This is a genomic window from Cerasibacillus sp. JNUCC 74, assembly GCF_053667775.1.
In genome coordinates, this window is sequence record NZ_CM132207.1 from 3409450 (window position 1) to 3433319 (window position 23870).

General features: G+C 35.9%; 15 protein-coding genes. 6 read left to right on the plus strand and 9 right to left on the minus strand.

What is annotated here, in order from left to right; all coding sequences use genetic code 11:
* Positions 1 to 16: 16 nt before the first annotated feature.
* Genes JNUCC74_RS15205 through JNUCC74_RS15215 form a run of 3 tightly spaced genes read right to left on the minus strand, consistent with a single transcriptional unit; the run spans position 17 to position 4430 of the window.
* The gene (locus tag JNUCC74_RS15205; RefSeq protein WP_454065996.1) at positions 17 to 2212 is read right to left on the minus strand and encodes a transglutaminase TgpA family protein; all 2196 of its coding nucleotides are present in this window, start codon (positions 2210 to 2212) and stop codon (positions 17 to 19) included.
* Positions 2209 to 3471 carry a DUF58 domain-containing protein gene (locus JNUCC74_RS15210; RefSeq protein WP_454065997.1) on the minus strand — a complete coding sequence of 421 codons (1263 nt, stop codon included), beginning with the start codon at positions 3469 to 3471 and terminating at the stop codon, positions 2209 to 2211. Before JNUCC74_RS15210 ends, JNUCC74_RS15205 begins: the two co-directional genes overlap by 4 nt.
* Positions 3471 to 4430, minus strand: coding sequence for an AAA family ATPase (locus JNUCC74_RS15215; RefSeq protein WP_454065998.1), 960 nt, complete (start codon positions 4428 to 4430; stop codon positions 3471 to 3473). The genes JNUCC74_RS15210 and JNUCC74_RS15215 overlap by 1 nt, the downstream gene beginning before the upstream one ends.
* 837 nt (positions 4431 to 5267) lie before the next feature.
* Between JNUCC74_RS15215 and JNUCC74_RS15220 the strand changes: the two genes are divergently transcribed.
* Positions 5268 to 6257, plus strand: a complete 990-nt coding sequence (locus JNUCC74_RS15220; protein WP_454065999.1) for a 2-hydroxyacid dehydrogenase — start codon at positions 5268 to 5270, stop codon at positions 6255 to 6257.
* Positions 6258 to 7273: 1016 nt separating this feature from the next.
* Here JNUCC74_RS15220 and JNUCC74_RS15225 read toward each other — a convergent pair.
* The 5 genes from JNUCC74_RS15225 to JNUCC74_RS15245 form a co-directional block, all read right to left on the minus strand.
* Entirely contained in the window at positions 7274 to 8797 is a 1524-nt protein-coding gene (locus tag JNUCC74_RS15225) for an AbgT family transporter (RefSeq protein WP_454066000.1), read from the minus strand.
* A gap of 1007 nt (positions 8798 to 9804) precedes the next feature.
* Positions 9805 to 11337 (minus strand): amidase family protein, encoded by a 1533-nt coding sequence (locus JNUCC74_RS15230; RefSeq protein ID WP_454066001.1) that lies wholly within the window; start codon positions 11335 to 11337, stop codon positions 9805 to 9807.
* Between the two features lie 68 nt (positions 11338 to 11405).
* On the minus strand, positions 11406 to 11558 hold the full coding sequence (locus JNUCC74_RS15235; RefSeq protein ID WP_454066002.1) for a hypothetical protein: 153 nt from the start codon (positions 11556 to 11558) through the stop codon (positions 11406 to 11408).
* 823 nt (positions 11559 to 12381) lie between these two features.
* Complete coding sequence (locus JNUCC74_RS15240; RefSeq protein ID WP_454066003.1) at positions 12382 to 13497, minus strand: GerAB/ArcD/ProY family transporter; 1116 nt, start codon at positions 13495 to 13497, stop codon at positions 12382 to 12384.
* Entirely contained in the window at positions 13494 to 15041 is a 1548-nt protein-coding gene (locus JNUCC74_RS15245; protein ID WP_454066004.1) for a spore germination protein, read from the minus strand. The genes JNUCC74_RS15240 and JNUCC74_RS15245 overlap by 4 nt, the downstream gene beginning before the upstream one ends.
* An 810-nt stretch (positions 15042 to 15851) precedes the next feature.
* On the opposite strand from JNUCC74_RS15245, the gene JNUCC74_RS15250 reads away from it, so the two are divergent.
* The 5 genes from JNUCC74_RS15250 (at position 15852) to nheC (ending at position 21706) form a co-directional block, all read left to right on the plus strand.
* Complete coding sequence (locus tag JNUCC74_RS15250; RefSeq protein WP_454066005.1) at positions 15852 to 16856, plus strand: DUF3231 family protein; 1005 nt, start codon at positions 15852 to 15854, stop codon at positions 16854 to 16856.
* 8 nt (positions 16857 to 16864) lie between these two features.
* Entirely contained in the window at positions 16865 to 17374 is a 510-nt protein-coding gene (locus JNUCC74_RS15255; RefSeq protein WP_454066006.1) for a hypothetical protein, read from the plus strand.
* 624 nt (positions 17375 to 17998) lie between these two features.
* On the plus strand, positions 17999 to 19156 hold the full coding sequence (gene nheA, locus JNUCC74_RS15260) for a non-hemolytic enterotoxin subunit A (RefSeq protein WP_454066007.1): 1158 nt from the start codon (positions 17999 to 18001) through the stop codon (positions 19154 to 19156).
* Positions 19157 to 19192: 36 nt separating this feature from the next.
* Positions 19193 to 20473 (plus strand): non-hemolytic enterotoxin subunit B, encoded by a 1281-nt coding sequence (gene nheB / locus JNUCC74_RS15265; protein ID WP_454066008.1) that lies wholly within the window; start codon positions 19193 to 19195, stop codon positions 20471 to 20473.
* A 168-nt stretch (positions 20474 to 20641) separates the two neighbouring features.
* Entirely contained in the window at positions 20642 to 21706 is a 1065-nt protein-coding gene (nheC, locus tag JNUCC74_RS15270; RefSeq protein ID WP_454066009.1) for a non-hemolytic enterotoxin subunit C, read from the plus strand.
* A gap of 445 nt (positions 21707 to 22151) precedes the next feature.
* Here the strand turns inward: nheC and JNUCC74_RS15275 are convergent, their stop codons facing one another.
* Complete coding sequence (locus tag JNUCC74_RS15275) at positions 22152 to 23849, minus strand: methyl-accepting chemotaxis protein (RefSeq protein WP_454066010.1); 1698 nt, start codon at positions 23847 to 23849, stop codon at positions 22152 to 22154.
* Positions 23850 to 23870: the final 21 nt, after the last annotated feature.

Genomic DNA, 23870 nt, shown 5'->3' on the forward strand with positions numbered 1-23870 from the left:
CATATCCTAGTACAGGTCAAGTCAATATTCGCTTAATTAAATTTTGCCATAATTGCGCGATTTCCAACTTTGGTGTTTCATTATAGTCGCTGCGATAAATGAATTGTTCATATTGTTTCGTTAACTGTTGCATTTCGTTTGTTTGATATTTTTCATCAATCTTTTTGGCATATTCCCGTAATGTTTCACCTGGTTGTTTTGGTTCACCATGCTTTTGCAATAACTTCATTAAATAATGATACGCCTCTTGATAATTGTTGGCATTCCAATTAGCAGTAAATTTCCGACTTAACCATGCCGTGTACCAACGAAATCGGGTTCGGTAAGCAATATATATACATATCCCCATAAATGCTGCTAAACTGATTGCAACCCAAGTCCAGATGCTAGTACCAGTACCATTACTTTTTTTATCTGTTTTGGCTGCAACTGTGTCTTGCTCTGCTTCTTCCTTTTCATTTGGTGGCTGCTCTGTGTTTTGCTCTGGTTGTTCTTTATCCTCTTGTTTTGCTTGATCTTGTTCAGCGCCATTATTGGTCATCGTTGTTTGGAAGTCAGCTAAATTAGAAAAACCTTTTGTCGGTTCAAATGGCACCCAACCGGAACCAGGAAAATAGACTTCAACCCATGAATGCGCATTTGCATTCGTTATTTCGTATATATTGGTTTCATTGGAAGAATCAACCATTTCACCACTCGTAAATCCTTTTGCCCACCTGGCTGGTATATCTAAGGCACGAAGCAAAACAACCATTGATGTTGAAAAATTATCACAATAACCTACTTGTGACTCAAAAAGAAACTGATCTACATAATCTTGTTCTTTTTTAGGTACGGGTACATCCGTTGTTTGATACGTAAAGCCATTTCTGGAAAAATAGCTTTCTACTGCCTTTGCCTTATCATAACGGGACTTCTCATCTTTTGTTATTTTCTTTGCTAACTCTACTACTCGATCTGGTAATGAATCCGGTAATTGAGTAAAGGCATCATCTGCCCCTCCTGTAAAAGGAGCTTTTCTTAAATCTCCAATGTTAAAAGTCGGATAATCATAACTTAATGTGTAGCTATTCTGTTTTATTGGTTTATAATCTTCATCACGTAATTGAATGGCTTCTGTTGCTAAATCAATATAAGGATCTCCTGCTACTTCAGAAAAATCATCGATACCATAAGGGTGAACAAGCTTATCTAAAGCCTCTTTGCCTTGAAACTCAATGGAGGCTCGCATTCTCCTAGTCTCTACTGTTTTTGGATACATGGGTGGGACTTTTAAAAAATCTGCATAATTCTCGGCTTGACTGCTTTCCCATCCCTTCCCCGTATAAAAATCCTTTGTTTCTACTCGCCAGTAATGCTCCTCTTCTGCTTCTGCACGAAAAACAGGCGTATAATCCTGAACAAACGATCCCCCTAATCGTGTATCGTCTTCTCCATAACCGACTTTCTGAACACCGGATTTACCATCAGATTCCACAAGTCCGGCATTTTCTGCTGAGCTTTGGATAAACGGAACGGGATCGGGCCATTTGGGATCAAACTTCGGTGCTGCCAGACCAACCGCTGAGGAAAATAAGATGACGGCAATAAGCGGGATGATCCAGAATGGTGTTTTCCTAAGCAACGTAGAGGTAAGTGATTCTCTGTCCAATTCTTTTAAAAAATTTGCTATTCCCATGGCAAGCAATGAAATAATAAATGTTCTGATGATCGCGGAATTGCCATTATAGACAGTAAATGTATCTAAAACTGTTAAATACGCAAACGTTAATAACACAAATAAAAAGATTCGCTTCATCATCACAAGCCAATAATGCAATAAGTAACTCATCAGCCAAATAAGCAGCAGAAATAACAGACTGCGAAACATTGGAGTAAACTCATGCCATGCTTGTGTAGATAATGCTGTTAAATTAGCCATCGTATCATGAAATAACTGCTCTAGCCATATAGGGTTGATAAACGCAAACTCAAAAAACAAACTATTTAAAACAAGCAATAATGCAGAACCTTTCAAGATAAAGGACAGGCCCCATTTAATTTCAAGCGCAGACAATAAAAAACAAAACACGCCATAAATAATAAAAATAGTCAGGTGAGACGTGTCCGTAAGCTGCTTTAATGGATATAACCATTCTAAAAACAACAGGAACCCACAAATATAGAGGATAAATGTATAAAAATTTGGTAAATGCTGTTTTGGCTGATTCATAACCCTTTCACCTCTAACGGTGTTTTAGTTAGTTGTTGTTCCGTTATTCCATAAACCTCGATATTAAAAAGTGATACTTGTTTTACGAATGTGGCATGCTCACCTTGCTTATTTGCAGGTTGTACGAATAAGACGATGACTCGCCTTGACCTTTGCCTTAGTTGTTTTAATGTCTCTGGAAGGAAGTGGTCAATCTGTCCAATGATGATAATCATGATATTGTCATTTCTTAACTTTTCCATTTCTGATTTTAACTGTAAAGCGAAGTTTGCATGATCACCAGGTTGAATACTTGCCAAATGCTGCTTTATTGAAGCAGCTTTCCCCGGATCGTCAAATGGTGGGAAAAAATTTGCTGCTTTTCCTACGGTTAATAAGCCAGCTTGAGTAGATAGCTTTTTTAATTGTGCCAAAAGCGAAGCCGTAACCTCCACCATCCCCTCAAAAACGATAGAATTATGATTCGACTGTTTACAACAATCCAACACAATGAGTATATTGGTGCTTTTTTCCTTTTCAAATTCTTTGGTCATCATCCTATTTTTCCTTGCCGTCTGTTTCCAGTCAATCCAGGAAAATCGATCTCCCGGCATATATTCACGAATTCCTGTAGCAACGTTTGAGTTGGATAAACGAAAAGAAGAACTCATTACCTCACCATGTTGGAAACTATTGATTTTTTCATTTAGTACGAACGGTCTTGTACGTGGATAGACTACTAGTAAATCCCTTAAGAAAAATACATGTTCCTTTTTTACGAAACCAAATAGATCTCCAATTTTAATACGAACGGCTGTAAAATAATGTTCTCCCCTTGGAACTTGATGTAATGGATAAGTAAAAGAAAATTCACCTATAAGTACAGGGGAGATGACTTTTTTTAAATTTCTTTTTACAACTAATTTGTTTGGTTGATTTATATATTGATATTTTTTAGATTTTGGATCTACCATCATTAATGATTCCGGTACCACTTCTTCACAAATGCAATAAAATAGTGGAAATGGGAACCGCTTTATCATCATATGCAACGTAACAGCATCTCCAGCCTCGATCATATGATGTGTAAGCTTCCTTGAAATCGTCCATTTTTTTAATGGATAGAGTAAAAAAGCAATCTCGTATACTAGAATAGGGACAAAGCTAAAAAACAAAAACCAGCTAACAAATCCCCCCTGAAACATAGCATAAGAATATAGACCAATAAAAATAGTAGCGATAAATAAGCAACTAATCAAAGCCCGAAAACGTAATTTCATCAAAGAAATTCCTTTCGAATCGGTACATTCGTATGATGAATAATTGCAGCAACTACTTCATCTGCAGTCACACCATCATATTTTGCTTCAGAATGAAGAATAATTCGGTGGGTTAATACATAGGGTGCCAAATATTTAACATCATCCGGAAGCACATAGTCTCGTCCTACTATAAATGCATACGCCTTAGCAGCTCTCATTAAAGCGATCGATCCTCTAGGACTAGCCCCCAAATAAATAGCTGGGTGAGATCTTGTACTCGTTGTTAAATCAATAATATAATGCTGTACACTTTTATCGATATAAACCTGCTTCACTTCCTTTTGAATTTGTTGCAGTTCTTCTTTCGAAAGTACTGCCTCTATCTTTTCAATCGGATGCTCGCTGGATGTACGTTCAAGCATTTCCAATTCTTCAGAAAATGATGGATATCCCATTTTCAGTTTTAAAATAAACCGGTCTAATTGTGCTTCTGGCAGAGGATAAGTTCCTTCATATTCGATCGGATTTTGGGTTGCCATGACAAAAAAAGGATTGGCTAAAGGGATTGTTTTACCGTCAATGGTTACATTTTTTTCTTCCATCGATTCTAATAAGGCGGATTGCGTTTTTGGTGAAGTTCGATTAATTTCATCAGCTAAAATAATATTACCAAGAATCGGCCCACCTCGAAACTCAAATTCCAACGTCTTTGGATTGTAAATGGAAACGCCTGTAACATCAGAGGGTAATAAATCTGGAGTAAATTGAATTCTACGAAAATCGCAGTCTAAAGACTTCGCTAATGCCTTTACGAGCATTGTTTTTCCAACACCTGGTACATCCTCTAACAATACATGCCCTTGTGCTAACAGAGCAACAAGGCTCAAGATTGCTGTTTCCTCTTTTCCAATCATTACTTTATTTATATTATTTATTACATTTTCAATTTTTACATGAAACGTTATCGTACTTTCCATGGAAGAGCCCCTTTCCAAATACTCTATTTTCCATTCATTACCATGATTAAGCCATATTTGCTTGCTGGCTGTTGTCTTCATGGAGCTGCAACTAAATAACTAAGTACTATCGTAATGTAAATCCATTCTCCCTAATCCTACTATACTAAAAAAAGATACCTAGTAAAAGAACGACAATACTCAAAAAATTTATTCACAATACACAGCTTATTTCTTTGTTGCTTGTTCTATGGTTCGTACGTATTTCACTTTCTATATACAGTTCCCAATACTTACCACATTGGAACTCCTTCATTCTTTTATTTTGTCTTACTCACGTTCCATTCGTTTTTAGTTTTAGTATAAACAGTTTACTAGAATCTTATACAGCTATTTCTTTTATTAAAAGTCCATCAAAATGACCTGATAATTTAATAAAAAAGTGAAACTTCATTCAGTAGGAGTTTTCTTCCATCTCCTACTGAATGTTAGTACCACAAGGGTATGACCTAAAAGCCCTTGAACCAATCGGGCATTTAGGTGCCGTTTTCTACAATTTTAACTTCTCCGAATTCTCATAAGTTGTAATTTTACGGCACCTTATATGCGGGATAAAATATAAAACTTTGAAAGAGCAAATAAGGAATGGACTTCATTATCCGTCTTAGAAAGACCTTCTTCATACGTATCATCTTACTTGACTTTTACATATGTTAGTGTCTATGTTGGGAATACATTTAATTTACAAAAAATATCTGTCATACATAACAAGTGACAAGAGAATAAGCAAGGATGGGATATATTTCTATATTTTTTGAGCAAGACAGGAGACCCTAAAAAGTAAGGAGCGTGCAATCCATGAAAATTTTGGCGTACGAGCGAGTAGAAGATCCCGTACTGGAGCAGTTAAATCGAGCACACGATGTGCGTTTTTTTAAAAATATTAATCCAAAAACAGATCCCGATTTTCTGCAATTTTTACACCAGGCAGATGGTATTATTGGTCTTGGTTTGGAAGTCGATAAACCATTACTAGATCAAGCACCTCATTTAAAAATTATTAGCAATGTTTCGGTTGGATATAATAATTTACCGATTGATGAATTGACGAAACGAAAAATTATGGCAACGAATACTCCGGGAGTTTTAACAGATACGGTAGCGGATTTGGTATTCGGATTAATTTTATCAACTGCCAGAAGAATACCAGAATTAGATCGATTTGTGAAAGCAGGAAAATGGGTAGAGTTAGTAGATAGTACCTATTACGGAGTAGATGTCCACCACAAAACACTCGGCATCATTGGTATGGGACGAATTGGCTCTGCTATCGCTCAACGCGCATATGCTGGCTTTCATATGAATATCGTTTATCATAGCCGGACTAAAAAGCCACAAGCAGAGAAAGACTTTTCCGCTGTTCATCTAAGTTTAGAAGAACTATTAAGCGTATCTGATTTTGTTTGCCTTATCACCCCATTAACAAAGGAAACAGAGCGGATGATTGGAAAAAAGGAATTTGCACGTATGAAAAAGTCGGCAATATTTATTAATGCATCACGTGGACAAACAATTATAGAACAGGATTTAATTGATGCTTTAACCGAAGGAACGATAGCAGGTGCTGGACTTGATGTATTTGAAAAAGAACCAATTGATCCTGATAATCCGTTATTGAGGATGAACAATGTTGTTACTCTACCGCATATGGGGTCTTCAACGTATGAAACCGAACTGCATATGTCGAAGCTGGCTGCCGAAAACTTATTAGCCGGGCTGGCTGGAAAAAAGCCGAAAAACCTCATTAATCCAGAAGTTTGGGAGAATGAACAACATGAGAAGGGTTAATTTTTTAAAAGCCATTTCTTGTACTACGATCTTGAACAAGAGAAAAATTAGCTCGTGTTTATCTTACACAGGTGAAAAGCTGGTCCAGATCATCCTTCCCTTCTTTAGAAAAACTTGGCTTGTTGCAAGTTTTAGCGAAAGCTATAGTTTTTCTTATACGATAAATCCTAAGATTTTATACTTCCTATAGTAGAACAGAAAATTTTATCCTTTCCTATTACAGATTAAAAGTGAATTTACAATCAAGATATCTTTAATGGGATAAAGTGAAACTTCATTCAAGGAGTGCTTTTCTCCTTGAATGTTAGTTGAACGAATCGGGGATTTAGGATCCGTTTTTCTCATTATGTTCGTAACATCATTAGCTCTTTTTTGAAATGAGAAAAGTACGGAACCTTACATCCGGGATAAAGTGAAACTTCATTCAAGGAGTGCTTTTCTCCTTGAATGTTAGTACCGCAAGGGTATGACCTAAAGGCCTTTGAACGAATCGGGGATTTAGGATCCGTTTTTCTCATTATGTTCGTAACATCATTAGCTCTTTTTTGAAATGAGAAAAGTACGGAACCTTACATCCGGGATAAAGTGAAACTTCATTCAAGGAGTGCTTTTCTCCTTGAATGTTAGTACCGCAAGGGTATGACCTAAAGGCCTTTGAACGAATCGGGGATTTAGGATCCGTTTTTCTCATCATGTTTGCAACATCATTAGCTCTTTTTTGAAATGAGAAAAGTACGGAACCTTATATTCGGGATAAAGGGAAACATGCCTCTAAAACAGAGGTATGCCGACGCCTGAGCGGCAAGGCCCGTTTTTAGTCGCCCTTTCCTTTCGATTCAAACCGATGTTGACTTATCGGAAGAAAAGCGAAGTTTGCTAGCAGCACAAGCGTCTAAACCAGACAACGACACTACTTTTAAAAATACACACCATGTAAAGCGATATCGTTCCCTAAATACTCAAAAAAAAAGCATCATCCTGCTAAACTTGCATGGATGATACTACTTTTTTAACACTTACTTATATAATATTGGTGCATTCGGTCCTAACTCAATACCTAATACCATCCAAATAACAAGCATCAGCGTCCACCCAACTAAGAAGAAGAGCGAATATGGTATCATCGTCGATACTAAAGTACCTATCCCCATCTTTTTATCATATTTCTGTGCAAAAGCGATGATAATCGCAAAGTAAGTCATTAATGGAGAAATAATATTCGTGGAAGAATCTGCTATTCGATAAGCCATTTGTGTTAATTCAGGCGAATAACCTAATTGCATCATAATCGGCACAAACACCGGTGCCATCATGGCCCATTTGGCTGATGCACTACCAATAAATATATTGATAAAAGCAGCTAAAAGAATAAAAATAATTACTAACGGAATACCCGTTAAATTAATCGTTTGGAGAAACTCAGCTCCGTAAACTCCCAGTACCAGCCCCATATTTGATTCATTAAAATAGGCGACGAATTGTCCTGCAGTAAATGCCAGTACGATAAACATACCCATGGATGCCATCGTATCGGAAAGCTGATAAGCAACATCCTTATCATTTTTTATAGTCTTTGTCACTATTCCGTAAACAAGACCCGGAATAAAAAACAAAATAGCAATAACCGGTACGAGTGAACTCATAAATGGTGATTGAATAATTGGTTGCTCTCCTGTTCCTCGCATAGGTGCACCTTCAGGAAGTACAAGCAAGGAAACTAAAATGAGGGATATGACGATTGAAATACTAGCCCATATCAAGCCTTTCTTTTCCAATTTAGTTAACTTCTCTAACTTTTCACGATATTCACCTCTATAATCCCCAAGACGAGGCTCAACAATTCGTTCTGTTACCCATGCGCCAATAAATGTTAGCAAAAATACCGATGCAGCGATAAACCACCAGTTCATTGAAATATTCATACCTTCTGCATAAGTAGGGTCAATAATGGCAGCTCCAGCAATCGTCAATTCCCCTAGCAATGCATCTGTTCCTGATAGCAGCAGGTTCGCACTAAATCCGCCAGAAACACCGGCAAAGGCAGCAGCCAGTCCAGCTAGAGGATGTCGACCCACAGCAGCAAATATTAAAGCACCAAGCGGTGGAAGTACAACATAACCAGCATCAGAAGCTACACTAGACATAATTCCTGCAAATACTAGTCCTAATGTTATAAAACGGTTAGGAACAGCTATTACGAAACCACGAAGTAAAGCGCTAATTAATCCCGCTCGTTCAGCAACTCCAATTCCGAGCATGGTGAGTAGAACAACCCCTAGTGGCGCAAAGCCAATAAAATTATCTGTCATGCTAGTAAAAATATAGTTTATTCCTTCTCCATTTAATAAATTTTTTATTTCTACCATTTCACCCTCTTCACCCGGATGTTCCACACTAATTCCAAGTGGTGATAAAGCAGCAGATAAAAGCAATACCAATAGAGCTAATATTGCGAATAATGAGACAGGGTGAGGCAATTTATTACCAACTATCTCCACTCCATCCAATGAACGTTGAAAGATCCCCTTCTTTTTACGCATACTTTCTCCCCTTTCCTATTAAGGCACAAATGTAAAATATTTTGAAAACTATATTCAAATTGGAAGCGCATACTACCCATTATATATATATTATCCATCGTTGAAAATAGGAAATAAAATTAAATAATTAGTGTTTTTATTAACAAAATTAAAACATTTAGTTTGAAGTTAAACTATGTTTATCAGAAACTCGTTCACCTCTTAAAATTCAGACGTTTTTTATTAAACTATAGCAGTAACGAACCTAACTTGAACCTTAGGATAATTCAAATCCCCACGGGTCTTTGAATTCATTACATTAACTTTTATGATTAGAAGAACTATTACCTATTTCCTCATACAAGTTGGAAAGCTTCATTAATAGTAAATAAGGTGTAGAATTTCCCATGATACAATCCAGTTGTACTTCTGCGTGAGATTTCTTGTCTTTAGAATTGCAAATAAAATGGAGCAGCATTCAGTGGTCGTTTTTCTCTAAAAAGCGTAGATGAAAGACTAAAATAGCAACGTCCTTGAAAAAATTGCGGTGTATTGCTGCCATAGCACTCTGTCCTTGAAAAAACGCGATGTATCGCTGTTGTAGTCCTCCCTGTCCTGTTGGCCCAAGCGAATCGAGTATTTAAGTGCCATTATCCCTTGTTTAAACTTCCTTCGTATTTTCTTATCAATCGAAATAGGAATCGTACAGCACACCTTTAAATGCCGGTTCTTCTCCTTTAGAAAGCCGACGCAGATGCAGGTATGCTGTTTAGAAAAACTTGGCGTGTCGCCAAGTCTTTAGCGAAAAGCTGTCGTTTTTCTTATACGATAAAGTGAAACTTCATTCAGTAGGAGTTTTCTTCCCTCTCCTACTGAATGTTAGTACCACAAGGGTATGACCCAAAGGCCCTTGAACCAATCGGGCATTTAAGTGCTGTTTTCTCCCACTTTGACCCTTTGTATCAACTAAAGGCTCTTGAAGTAGGAATCTTACGGCACCTTACATGCGGGATAAACCCTAAAATTTTTTAGTTTCCTATAGTATAAACAAATAAACCTTCTTTATTTTGAAAATATGGGTTTCCATTCATCCCTATCCACAAGTCAGACTGTTCTATCTGGTATGCTAATTGGAATAAGCGGTGTTCTTCCCCTTTATTTGCCATCACCTGCACTCCTAATGGTAATCCTACTTTTGAAAGATGAACAGGTAAAGACATGGCAGGCTGACCGGTTAAATTAGCAAGTTGTGTAAATGGCGTATACGTTAAGCTTGGTAAAAACATATCATATATTAATTCTTGCTGTTCAACTGGATCTGCTTTTTCCATTTCTACTATCATTCGTTTTTTCTCTTCGCTACTCCATGATAATTCCCCTACTTTTGGAGCTGTGTAGGCAGTAGCAGGTGTAATATAGAAATCGTACGTTTGGTGAAAGTCAGCCATTTGCTCAGCCGCAATATCCCAAGCAGTAAGACTTGTAGAGAATTCAGCTGCAGATACAGATTGACCAGCAAGATGTAATAACCATGTTTCTAATTCGACATCGTTTTGTGTAATTTTTCTTTGAATTAATTTTTCTAATTGGGTAAGTAATGCAGCTATTTCTCCACTATTCATTAAATAATAATTGCGCATTAACTGCTTACCATCAATTTTTGGTTCTATTTCCTCCACATGATGTCCGCAGTTTTCTAACCATTTCACCGTTTTCATGACAGCAGATTTTGCATCCTCTGACACCGGTGTATCTACCGGTGAAGCAGTTGAAAAAGCAATACGGAGTGATTGTTGAAATGGTTTTTGTAGCCAATCTACATAGTGTTCTAAAAATAAAGGTGCTTGAAAAGCAGCTTCTGGCTGGCAAGTTTTGAGTAAATCAAGCATAGCTGCACTATCTCTTACACTTCTTGAGAGGACAAAATCAATTGCTGCTCCATGCCATTGACGCCCCGCTCCAGGACCTACAGGCGTCCTTCCTCTCGTTGGTTTTAACCCAAATAAGCTGGTAAATGAAGCTGGAATACGAATTGACCCACCACCATCACTAGCACCAGCTAATGGAACAATTCCAGCCGCAATAGCAGCTGCAGAACCACCACTTGATCCACCAGGTGAGTACTGTTTATTCCATGGATTTCTCGTTGCATCATAAAGTTCTGGCTCTGTGATATTCTTTAAGCCAAATTCAGGTGCATTCGTATGCCCAATAAATTGAAATCCTGCCTCTTTAAACACCTGTACAAAGTTCGTATCTTGATCAGCAACAACATCTTGTAACAACCTGGATCCGGATGTGTTTTTTTCTCCCGCTAAACGCTGGCCTGTATTTTTTAACAATACAGGTACACCTGCAAATGGGCTATCAGCATGTTCGTTTTGCTCAACCTCATTTAATACTTTTTCCTTCCGCTCAAAGATCACAGCATTTAAGGTTGCGTTAACAGCTTCAAGCTGCTTTAAACTTGCGAGTAAAACCTCTTTCGACGTCGTTTCTCCCCGTTTTATTAAATCAGCTAAAGCAGTTGCATCATAATTAATATATTCTCTGATATTCACTGCTACACCTCATTTTTTATTTTGTCATAAGTGTAACATTGAAAGATTACAATGCCAATAACACCCCGCTAATTTTTAGTACGCTCCTCTTCTTTTTTCCATGGGGGATCACCATATTTGCGCATTTTCATATTTATTTTGGAAATCAAATAGGGGATAAGAAAAGCTAGGATGATATAAATAATTGTCCTTATATCCGGTAGCTGAATCCATTCTTTCATAGTCAATTTCTCTCCTGTTATTTTGTTAACTTCTTATATATCTTATTAAACAGTGAATTTTTATTTCTTGGATTTCTTTCCCCAAGAAATGTTAGTTGAACCAATCGGGCATTTAGGTGCCGTTTTCTCCATTTAAAAACTTCTCTCTTTTCTCTTACGGCACCTTACATGCGGGGTAAAGTGAAACTTCATTTCTTTGATTTCTTTTCCCAAGAAATGTCAGTTGAACCAATCGGGCATTTAGGTGCCGTTTTCTCCATTTTAAAAACTTCTCTCTTTTCTCTTTACGGCACCTTACATGCGGGATAAAGTGAAACTTCATTTCTTAGAGCTTTTACCAAGAAATGTTAGTTGAACCAATCGGGCATTTAGGTGCCGTTTTCTACATTTTAAAAACTTCTCTCTTTTCTCTTTACGGCACCTTACATGCGGGATAAAGTGAAACTTCATTTCTTAGAGCTTTTACCAAGAAATGTTAGTTGAACCAATCGGGCATTTAGGTGCCGTTTTCTACATTTTAAAAACTTCTCTCTTTTCTCTTTACGGCACCTTACATGCGGGATAAAGTGAAACTTCATTTCTTAGAGCTTTTACCAAGAAATGTTAGTTGAACCAATCGGGCATTTAGGTGCCGTTTTCTACATTTTAAAAACTTCTCTCTTTTCTCTTTACGGCACCTTACATGCGGGATAAAGTGAAACTTCATTTCTTAGAGCTTTTACCAAGAAATGTTAGTTGAACCAATCGGGCATTTAGGTGCCGTTTTCTACATTTTAAAAACTTCTCTCTTTTCTCTTTACGGCACCTTACATGCGGGATAAAACTACTTTTTTGTTTTATCTTTTTTAGTCGTTTTTTTTATTTTTACCATGAACAAAAGAACTAAAATGATTAACGTTTTTATAATTAATCCGTAGATACTGACAAATTCACTAAATTGCTCTACAGCAAGAATATCCGCAGGTAACATACCAATTAAAAATACAAGTGGCGATAGGATATAAAGTAATTGCATTTTTTTTAGCTTAAAAATCGATTCAAGTGCAAAAACGGAAGCATCCAGCGCCATCGTAATTGTATTAAAAATTGCCATAATCCAAATTACAAAAAAAATCGAATCAAACCGTTCAAAAAAGCCTCCAGGTATTTCAATTTCTTTTGCCAATTCAATAATCGGATAGTTTACATTCGCTGTTGCTGTATATCCGAACACACCAACACACATGAAATAAATAAATATGTACATCAGAGGAACAAATGCCATCCCATAAGCCGCTTTTTTTGGCGCGTTTTTCGGAGTGCGTACCAATGATGTATAAAGCAGTAATATAAATGGGCCTGAATAGGCGAACAGACTAGTTTTTGTTGAATGAACAAACCCTGAAACATCCGTTTGAAGTACCGGTAAAAAATTGGTCACATCAATAAAATTAATTGAAAAAATACCAACGATCAGGATAATCCAAATAATAATTGGAAAAAACATCATATTTATTCGAAACAATCCTGCTCTTGATCCAGATATCGCATAGACGACAACAAGTAAAAAGGTTAAGGAAATAACTTCAACTGGCGTACGATCAAACAAATATTCCTTTGCAATATCAGAGATAGCACGAATAACAAACCCACCAATAAAAATACCTTCCAAGGCGAGCAAGAAAGTGAACACGATCGCTATTGGTTTTGTTACTAAGGATGATGCAAAGCTAATAAATGATTGATGGGGGAACAGCGAAGCAAGTTTGGTCAGTAACCAAGCATAGCCAATAAAGAAAAGCCCAGTAATAAAGATAGCTAACCAGCCATCAGCAGCAATGGTGTCCTCAGCAAGATCCTTTGGTAATGTAAGGATCCCTACCCCAATTATAATAGAGGGGACAGCAATCATTAATTCTTTATCACTAATTGTTTCATCAGCATATTCAAACGACTTCAAATCTGTTCTCCCCTTTTATCAGCAGCTGTTTTATCCGCTGGCTGCAAGTATTCCGGTCTTTTTGTCAATAAAGGTATTGGCAGACGTAAAACAAGATCCCTCCAATCCTTTACAAAAGTTGGAGCATACGGAGCTGAATAAGGTACACCAAAACTTTTTAAATTTACAATATGGATGTTAATCATGATATAGACAAGAATAATTCCGTAAAGACCAAACATAGCCGCCGCTATCATAAAAGCAAAACGGATGAGGCGAAACGAAATGGCTATACTATAAATGGGAATGGTAAAGGATGCTACCGCCGTTAATGCTACAACAATAACCATAATCGGACTAACAATCCCTGCTGATACAGCAGCTTCACCAATGACTAGACCACCAACTATCCCAATCGTTTGACCAATCGTTTTAGGTAATCGTGCACCGGCTTCCCGTAATAACTCCATCGTAATCCCCATCAGTAATGCTTCAACAAAAGCAGGAAATGGTACACCTTGTCTGGTAGCTGCAATTGAGAAAGCTATTTGCGAAGGAATCATACCTTGATGATAAGATATCAAAGCTATATATAACGCTGGCAAAAACATCGTAATAAAGGCCGCAAAATAACGCAGGAATCTAATTAATGTTCCAATTATCCATCTTTCATAATAATCCTCAGGAGATTGAAATGTACTGCCTATCGTGGAAGGTGCGATTAAAATGAATGGTGTTCCATCTAACAAAATAACAAACTTTCCTTGCGTCAAAGCGATAGCTGCTTTATCAGGACGCTCACTATTTTCCATTTGTGGAAATGGTGACAAAAAACTATCTTCTACCCATTGTTCAATATAGCCTGATTCTAAAGCGTCATCCATATCAATCGATTTCAACCTGCGCTCAACTTCTTTTAGTACATCTGGATGAATAATATCTGCAATATACGCTACTACTAAATTTTTCTTCGATCTTCTACCAATTTGATGAACTTTAAATCGCAAATTAGGATCGCGAATTTGTCGCCGAATGAGTACCATATTTGTGCTTAAATTTTCCACAAAACCTTCTCGAGAACCACGGATAAGGGATTCTGATATGGGTTCCTCAATTGCCCTGCTTTCCCAATCTTTCGTATCCATTATTAAAGCGCGATCTACCTGTTCCAATAAAAAAACGGAGCTTCCTGAGAGCAGATCAAGCATTAAATCATCCATGCTAGCTACATTTTTAATGTCAGAAATACTTATTAATTCTTGATGAATAATCGCTAAAAGATTTTCCTGATTTTTTTCAGTAAGTTTCTTTTCATCCTTAATTTCCTCAAGATTTTTCAGCACATTTTCTTCAATTTCCGTTTTATTGGTTAACCCATCTATGTAAACAATCGCACATGGACGGTCAGCTAAATACATTTTTCGTATGACTAAATCCATTGGTGAGTCCAGCAATTCTTTTATTGTATCCAGATTCTCTTTTAAAGATAATGTTATATTATCAACGTTCTTAATAGTTTTCTGACTATTCCCCTTCGTTTTCCGCTGAAATATTCGTCTAGCCAAATGGAATCACCTCCTACATATGGAGTATCTTCCCTCTTCTTTTGCCCATTAAATCAATACATTATACACTCACCTTTTTGTATAAGAATTTTTTTTCGGCTTAAACTACAAAATATAAAAAAATTTTAATCCATCAAAAACTTAAAAAATAAGGAGGAAGCGTCTAGTTAACTTTCCTTATATGTGTACATTTTTCCGACATCAAACCAAAAGCTTCTGCTCCATATAGCGTCAATAAGTTAGTCGATGTAAAGATCGCAAACATTCTTAACGATTAGGTATGTATAACAGTAGCGCTTGAAATAAAGTGAAGCTTCAATCAGCATTGTTGTTCTTATTCCGTTGATAAGATGGAATAAGAACAACATCGCAGACGTCCTTGCTAAATCACGGTATGTCATCAACGAGTCTTTTTGTCCTTGAAAAACCCGCGAAGTCCAATGAAGAAGAAACTTCTTGTCCTTGAAAAACCGCGATGTATCGCTATCGTAGTCCTTCTTGTCCTTGAAAAAGAAAAACGCTTTTTCTACGTACGGTGTATAGCTGTAAAAAGCATACTATGTCCTAGAAAAAGGAAAGCACTTTTTCGTCGTGCGATGTCTATCAAGAGCCTTTCTTGTCCTTGAAAAAGGAAAGCACTCTTTCGTCGTGCGATGTACCGCTTCCGGTGTTTCTGAACAAAACGGGTATTTAAGTGCAGGCATCACCTTCGATTTCTTGTATTCTCTTGAAGATGGAGTCTTCCACTACCTAAATGCGGTATAAATATACTTTAAAGACGGGCATCACATTTTGAAAGGAGCTATGAAAATGGAAAATAATTACTCAATTGCCCTTACTTCATCCGATATTTCCCCATTATGGGATACGTATCAAAGTGAAACAATAGCAAAATTAGGAATCACCTTTTTTTTACAGCATGTAGAAGATAAAGAAATTAAACCTATCCTTGAAGATTCACTAAAACTTATTGAAAAAAACTTGACCCATATACAGAAAATTTTTGAAAAGGCAAATTATCAAGTTCCTCATGCTTTTACTGAAAAGGACGTTAATTTCAACGCTCCTCGACTATTTTCTGATCATCTCTATTTAGAATACATCTTCAATATGACTTATTTTATGATGAGTACTTATAGCTTGGCCTTTTCTGTTGCAGACCATAAGGAGATAAGCGATTATTATGCAGCTAACATCAAAGCTGCCATAGAGCTAAACAAACAAGCAAAAGACTTGGAAAAAAAGAAAGGTATTTATATCCGTTCACCACGAGTCCCTAATCAGGAAAACGTAGAATTTGTAAAAGATCAACGTTATATTTCCGGTTGGTTAGGAAATCGTAGACCTTTATTAGGAATTGAAATTACTAATCTGGTGTTCCATTCTAAACGAAACGCGTTAGGACATGCTGTTATTACCGGATTTAGTCAAGTAGCGAAATCAGAAGAAGTTCGACATTTTTTCGAAAAAGGCAGAGACATATCTGGTAAACACCTTGAAATATTTACTTCCATTTTACATGAAGACTTTTTATCAGATGGCGCTATTTTATTGACCTCGGAAGTTACCAATTCAAAGATAGCTCCCTTTTCTGATCGACTAATGGTAACCTTTGTTGCAAACTTGATTGCTTCCAGTATGGGACATTATGGAGTTTCCTTATCTACCAGTCCTCGTCATGATTTAAATGTCCAATATTCCCGTTTGATGGCTGAGGTTGGCAAGTATGCGAACGAAGGCTATAAAATCCTGATTAACAATGGTTGGCTTGAACAGGCGCCAATGGCAGCTGACAGAAAAGACTTAGCAAAATAGGTTGACATATGGAGACAAAGCTAACGGAAAAAAGTAGAAAGTTAGAGGCAGTACTATGGAGCATTGCTTTGCCGGGGTTTGGGCAACTGTTGAATCAGAAATATGTAAAGGGTTTTTTACTAGTTGGATTAGAATTTATTATTAACGTGTTGGGAAACTTTAACCAGATCATTATATACAGTTTTCAATTTAAAATTGAAGAAGCAATTGAAGCAACAAATTACCTTTGGCTTATGTTTTATCCTTGTTTATATTTTTTTGCAATTTGGGATGCGTACAGGGATGCAGGTGGCGGAAAGAAGCCGTTCGCTTATCTCCCATTGGTATTTTCTGCATATTTTGTAACAATAGGACTAATTTTCTCAGCAAGGATAAAAATCTTTGGCTATTTAATTGGACCCATGTGGCTACCAATCCTATATTTGCCAATCGGATTAAGTATAGGCGGATTCATTCAATGGGTTTTGACTAAAATATATCGCAACAATTCAACCTCTCATCATGATGACCCTTTATAGTAGACAGATTAGTATGCTCTCTTATTCTTGTCTACTATAAAGGAAACATCTCAATCAGAGGGTTTTTTACTTGGAAAGAGGGAAAAATTTTAATCGTAAATCCCTTTTATTTACTATATTTTATAATATCCATCGAAGATCGAAGAGTACAATTTAATTATTCTGCACATTCGTATTTGACTTTTTTTTGAACGTTTTGGAAAAAACTTCATAAATTATTGACATAAATTTACTTATTGTGATTTAATGAGCTTGTAGTAATTAGCGAATAGTAAACGGCATTTGAAGGTATGAATTCATGAATGATCTACCATCTTATTTCGCCTAAAATATTCTGATAATTTTCAAGATTGGTATATGTTTTTGTTATAAGATCTTTACTTCTATTCAACAATTACTGCATAATTTTAATCTTAGAAAGAGGTGATGGTTTACTTTTCTAATTATTCGAAATAGTGACATGTATTTAGGTATGTGACTAGTAAGGTAAGATAGAATTAGTAACACAAATTTAAGTACAGAACGTTCTACCGTACAACCGTAGTATTTTAATACGAACAAGCTATTTGATTTTATGTTGTAACGAATTATTTAATTAATAACGGAATATTAGGAGGAAGGTATATGAAGAAAGTAATAGTCGCAGGCTTAGTGGTTACAGCGTTATCTACCAGTACATTGATACCTCAAGTAGCTAGAGCTGAGGACAACACTTTACAAATACGGTCTTTAGGTATAGAGGAAAATACAGGAAGGATAAACACATCATTTAATTCTATAAGTGAGTTAGGCAAACAAGTTCCACTATTAAAAGCCTATGGGTTGGTTATTTTGCAACAGCCAAATGTAAAAATAAATAATAATAGCAGTTTAACAAATCAGCAATATATTATTAAAAACCGGGTTAAAGAATGGCTAGATAATTATAACCCAAAATTATTGGAATTAAATGAAAATACAAGAGCATTTAGTATATTATTTAATAGTTATTACAATACAATATATGATTTAGCAACAGAAATAGATGACACAGAAGCAAAAGAATCATTGATAGAAGCTTTTGAAGAAATACTGGGAGAAGCACAAATGGTTCATGAAGATATGGCGATTGTTTCAAGAAATTACAATCGTTATAAAGAACTGTTAGCTCAAGATAGTAGTAACCTCTCTGAACGAGTGGAACAAACAATTGATCGATTACAAGGATCAAATGGAGAAGTCGGTCATTTACGAACAGAGGTGAAAAACATTCTTCATGACATACAACAGGAGCTTATTAAAATCTCAAATAATCCTAGTGAAGTTACTAAACAGTCCCTTGAAATTTCAAAATTAACTACGGACATAGTTACAACAGGAATCAATGATAATACGATAGACTATGAAGCAGTAGGAGGGCTTGTTGACAAAATTTTCAGTCTATCAAATAATCAAATTCAACAATCAGCGATTACAATTCAGAACAAAATAAATGAATTAAAACCGCTTATCCAACAATTATCAGAACAGGAAATAAATATCACGAATCTTACCTTTATAGAAGATCAAGTGAATGGGTTTACAGAGATGATCGAACGACAAGCTACTATTTTAGGATATGTAAAAGATGATTGGGAAGTTTTAAATACTACCATAGTGAAAATTTTAACAAATATTAAAGAAGATAATACAGATGCAAAAACATTGCAAAAGCAGTTAGAAAACCTCAAACAACTAATTGATGAGATTAATAAGCAAACTCGGCAATTCCAAGATGTCGTTTTAAACGTCAATGTAAACTAATGAAACCATTTAAAATATAAAGGGAGGAAACCCAACATGACCAGAAAACCTTTTAAAACAATTGCCATATCAACATTAATAGCAACAGTTTTAACAGCTAACATCTTTCCTGCACGTACGTTCGCTGCAGAAAATCCAACGCCAACTTCTAGTTATGAAAATGTAGCAGATTTGGCTGAACAATATGCAGAGTATAATTTAGGACCAGAAGGTATAATAGAAGCTATCCAAAAAACTGGTTCTAATGTCTTAGGAATGGATTTGTACGCTTTAACACTTCTTAAACAACCTAATGTTAATTTTAACGGAATAACCTTAATTGATGATGCTTTACAACAGACAATAGTTAGTCAACAACAACTTGCAAAGGAAAACGCCAAAACATGGTTAGATGAATTAAAACCACAATTGATTCAAACGAATGAAAATATCATAAGTTATGACATAGAATTTCAGAATTATTATAGTGCATTAAAAAATGCGGCAGATACAGCGGTAAGAGCCGGGAAAGAAGCTCAAGAAGCTCAAGACTTATCAACTCAAGAAAGGAAGCAAAACGAAGCTCAAAAAGCGAAAGACAAATTAAGTGAGGGACTTCTGGTATTAACTCAATCCATTGAAAGTAATAAAGATGAAGTAGACATACTAGTAAACGATTTGAAGAATTTTAGGAATAAATTAACCACTGATACCCAGAATTTTAAAACACATTCAAATACAATTACGTCTATTATAGCAAGTGAAAATGCAGGTATCCCTTTGTTGAAAAAACAAATAGACACACATAACGAGCTAATCAATGACTATAATGCCATGATAATTGGAGGTTCACTTGGTATTGCTTTAGGGCCAGCAGCCGTTGCAGGCGGATCATTTATTATTTGGACTGGCGCAGGAACAAAAACAGGTGTAGCTTTAATCACTGTTGGAGTTGGAGCGGCTTCAACAGGTATTGCTCTTGTAGTAAAAGGAAAGGAAGGGCTTGATACATCTACTGCAGAGATTAAAAGGCTAACAGCAAAACTATCACAGAGCGAGACGCAAGTTGTTCTGTTGTCTGCTATTGAGTCTCAATTAAATTATTTGAGTGAAACAATTAATGAGGCCATTATATCCCTAGAAAATATTTCAAATCAGTGGGGTATCATGAAATCTAAATACACTAATCTGGCAAAAGCTGTTCAGAGGGTAAATCCAGAAAAACTAACGTTTATTAATGATAATCTATCCACAGCAAAGGATCAGTGGGCAGATATTAGAGAATATGCTAAAGAGCTGTATTTAAGGGATATTCGACTTGCAGAGAAAGAGTTATAATGTACCGGCTGTTTTAGTTGTATACCAAACGATATGTAAAATGATAACATGCTAAACAAATTCTAAAAAACACGTGACTGTTTGTTAGGAGCCTCTTCTAGATTCATTAGTAAGGGGCTTCTAACATCATAGGAGACAGATAATTTTTAAGAGGAGCAGGTGAACACGATGCGTAAAGAATGGTTAAAAAAAATGATATTATCCTTAATAGCCGTTGGAATTATAACTAGTCACATAGCACCTCAACAAACTTTTGCTGACGTTTCCATACAACAAGAAGACGAGTATGACTTTGGACCTGGCAAATTAGCAGATGAATTAACCATATTAACGTCCAATGCATATATCCTAAATTCACACGCTATGAAAATGTTCGCGCAAAATGTACCCGATTTAAAGAATATTGCTCTAATAGATAGGGAATTAAAAGATAAACTCTATTCTGATCAAGTAAATTCTAAAATGAACGGACGAGAATGGTTAGTTAATATTAAGCCGTTACTTACAACAACTAGTCAAAATATTGTAGGTTATAATGAAACGTTTCAATCCCATTACAATAATTTAACAACTGCTTTAAGAGGAAAAAATATAGAAAACTTTAAGTCCGAATTGTCTCTGCTATATAATGAAATTTTAGATAATAAGGAACAAGTAGATAATTTATCCAGAAAACTTATCTCATTTCGAGACGATTTGACTAGAGATACAAATAATTTCAAAAGTAATTTCAATCAATTAACTTCCATTATAACAAGTACAAATGCTGGTGTTCCACTTTTAAAAAAAGAAATCGAGCGATATTATGAAGAAATAAAATTAGGTGAAGGGTTAATTGTAAGTGGGAGTTTGCTCTGTGCATCTTTGGTTGGCATGGCTGCAGGCATTCCAATGATACATGAAGGTAAATCTATGCAAGATAATGCTTATTCTAACATAGAACAGTTAAAACAAAGAATTTCTGGAATAGAAAAAGAAGTAACTGTTTTAACAGATATAAAGAATAATTTTACTAGGATGTCGGAAATAATCGATAGTGCAATTACTTCACTTCATAATATATCGACTCACTGGTATACCATAGCGTCAAACTATAGAATAATACTAAGAAATATAGATTCTATTAATCCAGAAAGGCTTACATTTATAGAAAATAAATTAAACACTGCTAAGAACAATTGGGAGAATTTAAAAGAATCTGCGGATCGTATGCGCGAAAGTTTGACAAAATAAGATCTTAATTGATATTAAATCTTGTTTTACTCAACATAAATTACGATTAACGATTATCTTTTATAAGAACAATTGTCGGATAATATTATTAGCATGATCCATCCGCCTGAGTATAAGCATAATAATTTTTTTAATCTTAAAGAAGGTAACTGCTTCGATCGCTAACAGGATAATGCTTCCTACAGTGGTGATTAGGCGTATATCCACCATTTCATATACAACGTACGCCACATGATTAGGCTCTATTCATTCTCCAATATCCATTTAACATTATTTGAAACATGTATCTTCCATGCATGAAATATGATCGTTTCAAAAAATCATTCCTATTAATTGGCTGTCGCACTTCAGATATATAATTAAGACCGATTTCCCTTTAATAGGAAAACAAAAAAGGTTGACCTTAAAACCACTTGTTAGTGGTTTTGGGTCAGCCTTTACGCTTCTACTTTAACTGAAATTCTTTGGCTACGTCATTTAACTCATCAGCAAGTTTTAATAATTGCTTTGCATTATCTACCATCTCTCCCATTGCACCACTTGACTGTTGAGCAGCTGCAGCTGTCTGTTCAATCCCCGCCGACGACTCTTCGGTAATAGAGGCAATATCTTGAATAGCTTCATTCATCGTACTACTATTCGCTTTCATTTCCTCCAAATTAGTTGCCATTGTTTTTATAATCTGCACCATTTCTGTTACAAACATAGAAATGCCATTAAACGTTTCTTGGGTCGTATTAATTTGCGCTGTTCCAGCCTCTACTTCTGTATAGCTGCTTTGCAACGCTTCTGTGATGGAGACGGAATTTTGTTGAATATGAGAAACAATTTTAGTAATATCAGTCACGGAATCGCTTACTTGTTCAGCTAGTTTTCTTACTTCATCAGCGACGACAGCAAATCCCTTACCATGTTCCCCTGCACGAGCCGCTTCAATGGCTGCGTTTAGCGCTAATAAATTGGTCTGTTCAGAAATATCTTTAACCACATTAACAAGACTGTTTATTTCTTGCGATTGTTCATCCAAATCTTTCACTCTATCCACTGCACTTTTTACAATGTAATCGATTTGTTTCATTTGTTCTGAAGAAGACTTCATCATTTTGTCACCTTCTTTCGTCATGGTTAAAATTTCATGTGAAGCTTGTTCAATGATCTTACCATTATCATTGGTTTCATTAACCTTTGTAACAAATCCTTCCATATTCATTGCTAAATCACTAGCGGTGTTAGCTTGTGTTTCTGATCCTGCAGCCAGTTCCTGCATGGTTGTTGCTATCTGTTCTGAGCCATCTCTTACTTCATTGGCAGAATTGGCAAATAATCTGCTATGATTACTAACTGTTTGAGAAACCGTCTCCACTTTATGGATCAGTTTATTTCTATCTTCACTTATTTCATTCGTTATCTGAATCAATTGTCCTAACTCATCTCGTAAATTTGTTGTTAACGACTCATGCTGCAAATCACCATGAGCATATTGCCGTAAACGTTTTAATACAAGTGTAATAGGGTTAGAAATAAGTTTGACTGTCATAAAAGCAATCCCTATACCAATCAATGCTACAGCAATAGTAATTGCCAATCCCCATAATGAGGTTGTTTTACTGCTCGTAATAATCGATTTTCCATCTTTAGAAATTTCCTCTTTACCTGCTGCTAAAGCTTGCTGCAAATCAGATTGAAGTTCGAGCTGCATAGGTTCAACTTGGTTACTTAGCAGTTCCTTTGCTTCTTTTAGCTTTTCACTATCATGTAAACGGAAAACTTCTTGCAACGCCTCTTCCCATTGTTTGGTTTTAGCTGTGAATTCCTCCATTGTTTTCAATTGGTTTAAATTGCCTAACTCCTTCATTAACGTTTCATTTTCCGTTTGTATCTGATCGTATTTTTCTTTATATTCTACTTGCCCATATAGTAAGTATGCTCTAGTTACCCCTGTTTGCTCAGCAAAGTTAGTATTTAATTTCTCCTCTAAATGAACAATTGTTAAATCCTCGTTAATTATCTTTTCAATACGCTGACTCGTCTGTTGATTTACTATAAAATAATAAATACCTAGTATACAGATTGCAGCGATAATGACCATAAAGCTGACATATAGTTTACTTTTTAAGTACTTAAAATTCATAACTTTTTCCATTTGGTCATCCCTTTCTCTTTT

Excerpts from the sequence above, each read along its gene's own strand:
- JNUCC74_RS15205 (WP_454065996.1), bottom strand. The coding sequence starts at position 2,212 with ATGAATCAGCCAAAACAGCATTTACCAAATTTTTATACATTTATCCTC.
- JNUCC74_RS15210 (WP_454065997.1), bottom strand. The coding sequence starts at position 3,471 with ATGAAATTACGTTTTCGGGCTTTGATTAGTTGCTTATTTATCGCTACT.
- JNUCC74_RS15215 (WP_454065998.1), bottom strand. The coding sequence starts at position 4,430 with ATGGAAAGTACGATAACGTTTCATGTAAAAATTGAAAATGTAATAAAT.
- JNUCC74_RS15220 (WP_454065999.1), top strand. The coding sequence starts at position 5,268 with ATGAAAATTTTGGCGTACGAGCGAGTAGAAGATCCCGTACTGGAGCAG.
- JNUCC74_RS15225 (WP_454066000.1), bottom strand. The coding sequence starts at position 8,797 with ATGCGTAAAAAGAAGGGGATCTTTCAACGTTCATTGGATGGAGTGGAG.
- JNUCC74_RS15235 (WP_454066002.1), bottom strand. The coding sequence starts at position 11,558 with ATGAAAGAATGGATTCAGCTACCGGATATAAGGACAATTATTTATATC.
- JNUCC74_RS15250 (WP_454066005.1), top strand. The coding sequence starts at position 15,852 with ATGGAAAATAATTACTCAATTGCCCTTACTTCATCCGATATTTCCCCA.
- JNUCC74_RS15255 (WP_454066006.1), top strand. The coding sequence starts at position 16,865 with ATGGAGACAAAGCTAACGGAAAAAAGTAGAAAGTTAGAGGCAGTACTA.
- nheA (WP_454066007.1), top strand. The coding sequence starts at position 17,999 with ATGAAGAAAGTAATAGTCGCAGGCTTAGTGGTTACAGCGTTATCTACC.
- nheB (WP_454066008.1), top strand. The coding sequence starts at position 19,193 with ATGACCAGAAAACCTTTTAAAACAATTGCCATATCAACATTAATAGCA.
- nheC (WP_454066009.1), top strand. The coding sequence starts at position 20,642 with ATGCGTAAAGAATGGTTAAAAAAAATGATATTATCCTTAATAGCCGTT.
- JNUCC74_RS15275 (WP_454066010.1), bottom strand. The coding sequence starts at position 23,849 with ATGGAAAAAGTTATGAATTTTAAGTACTTAAAAAGTAAACTATATGTC.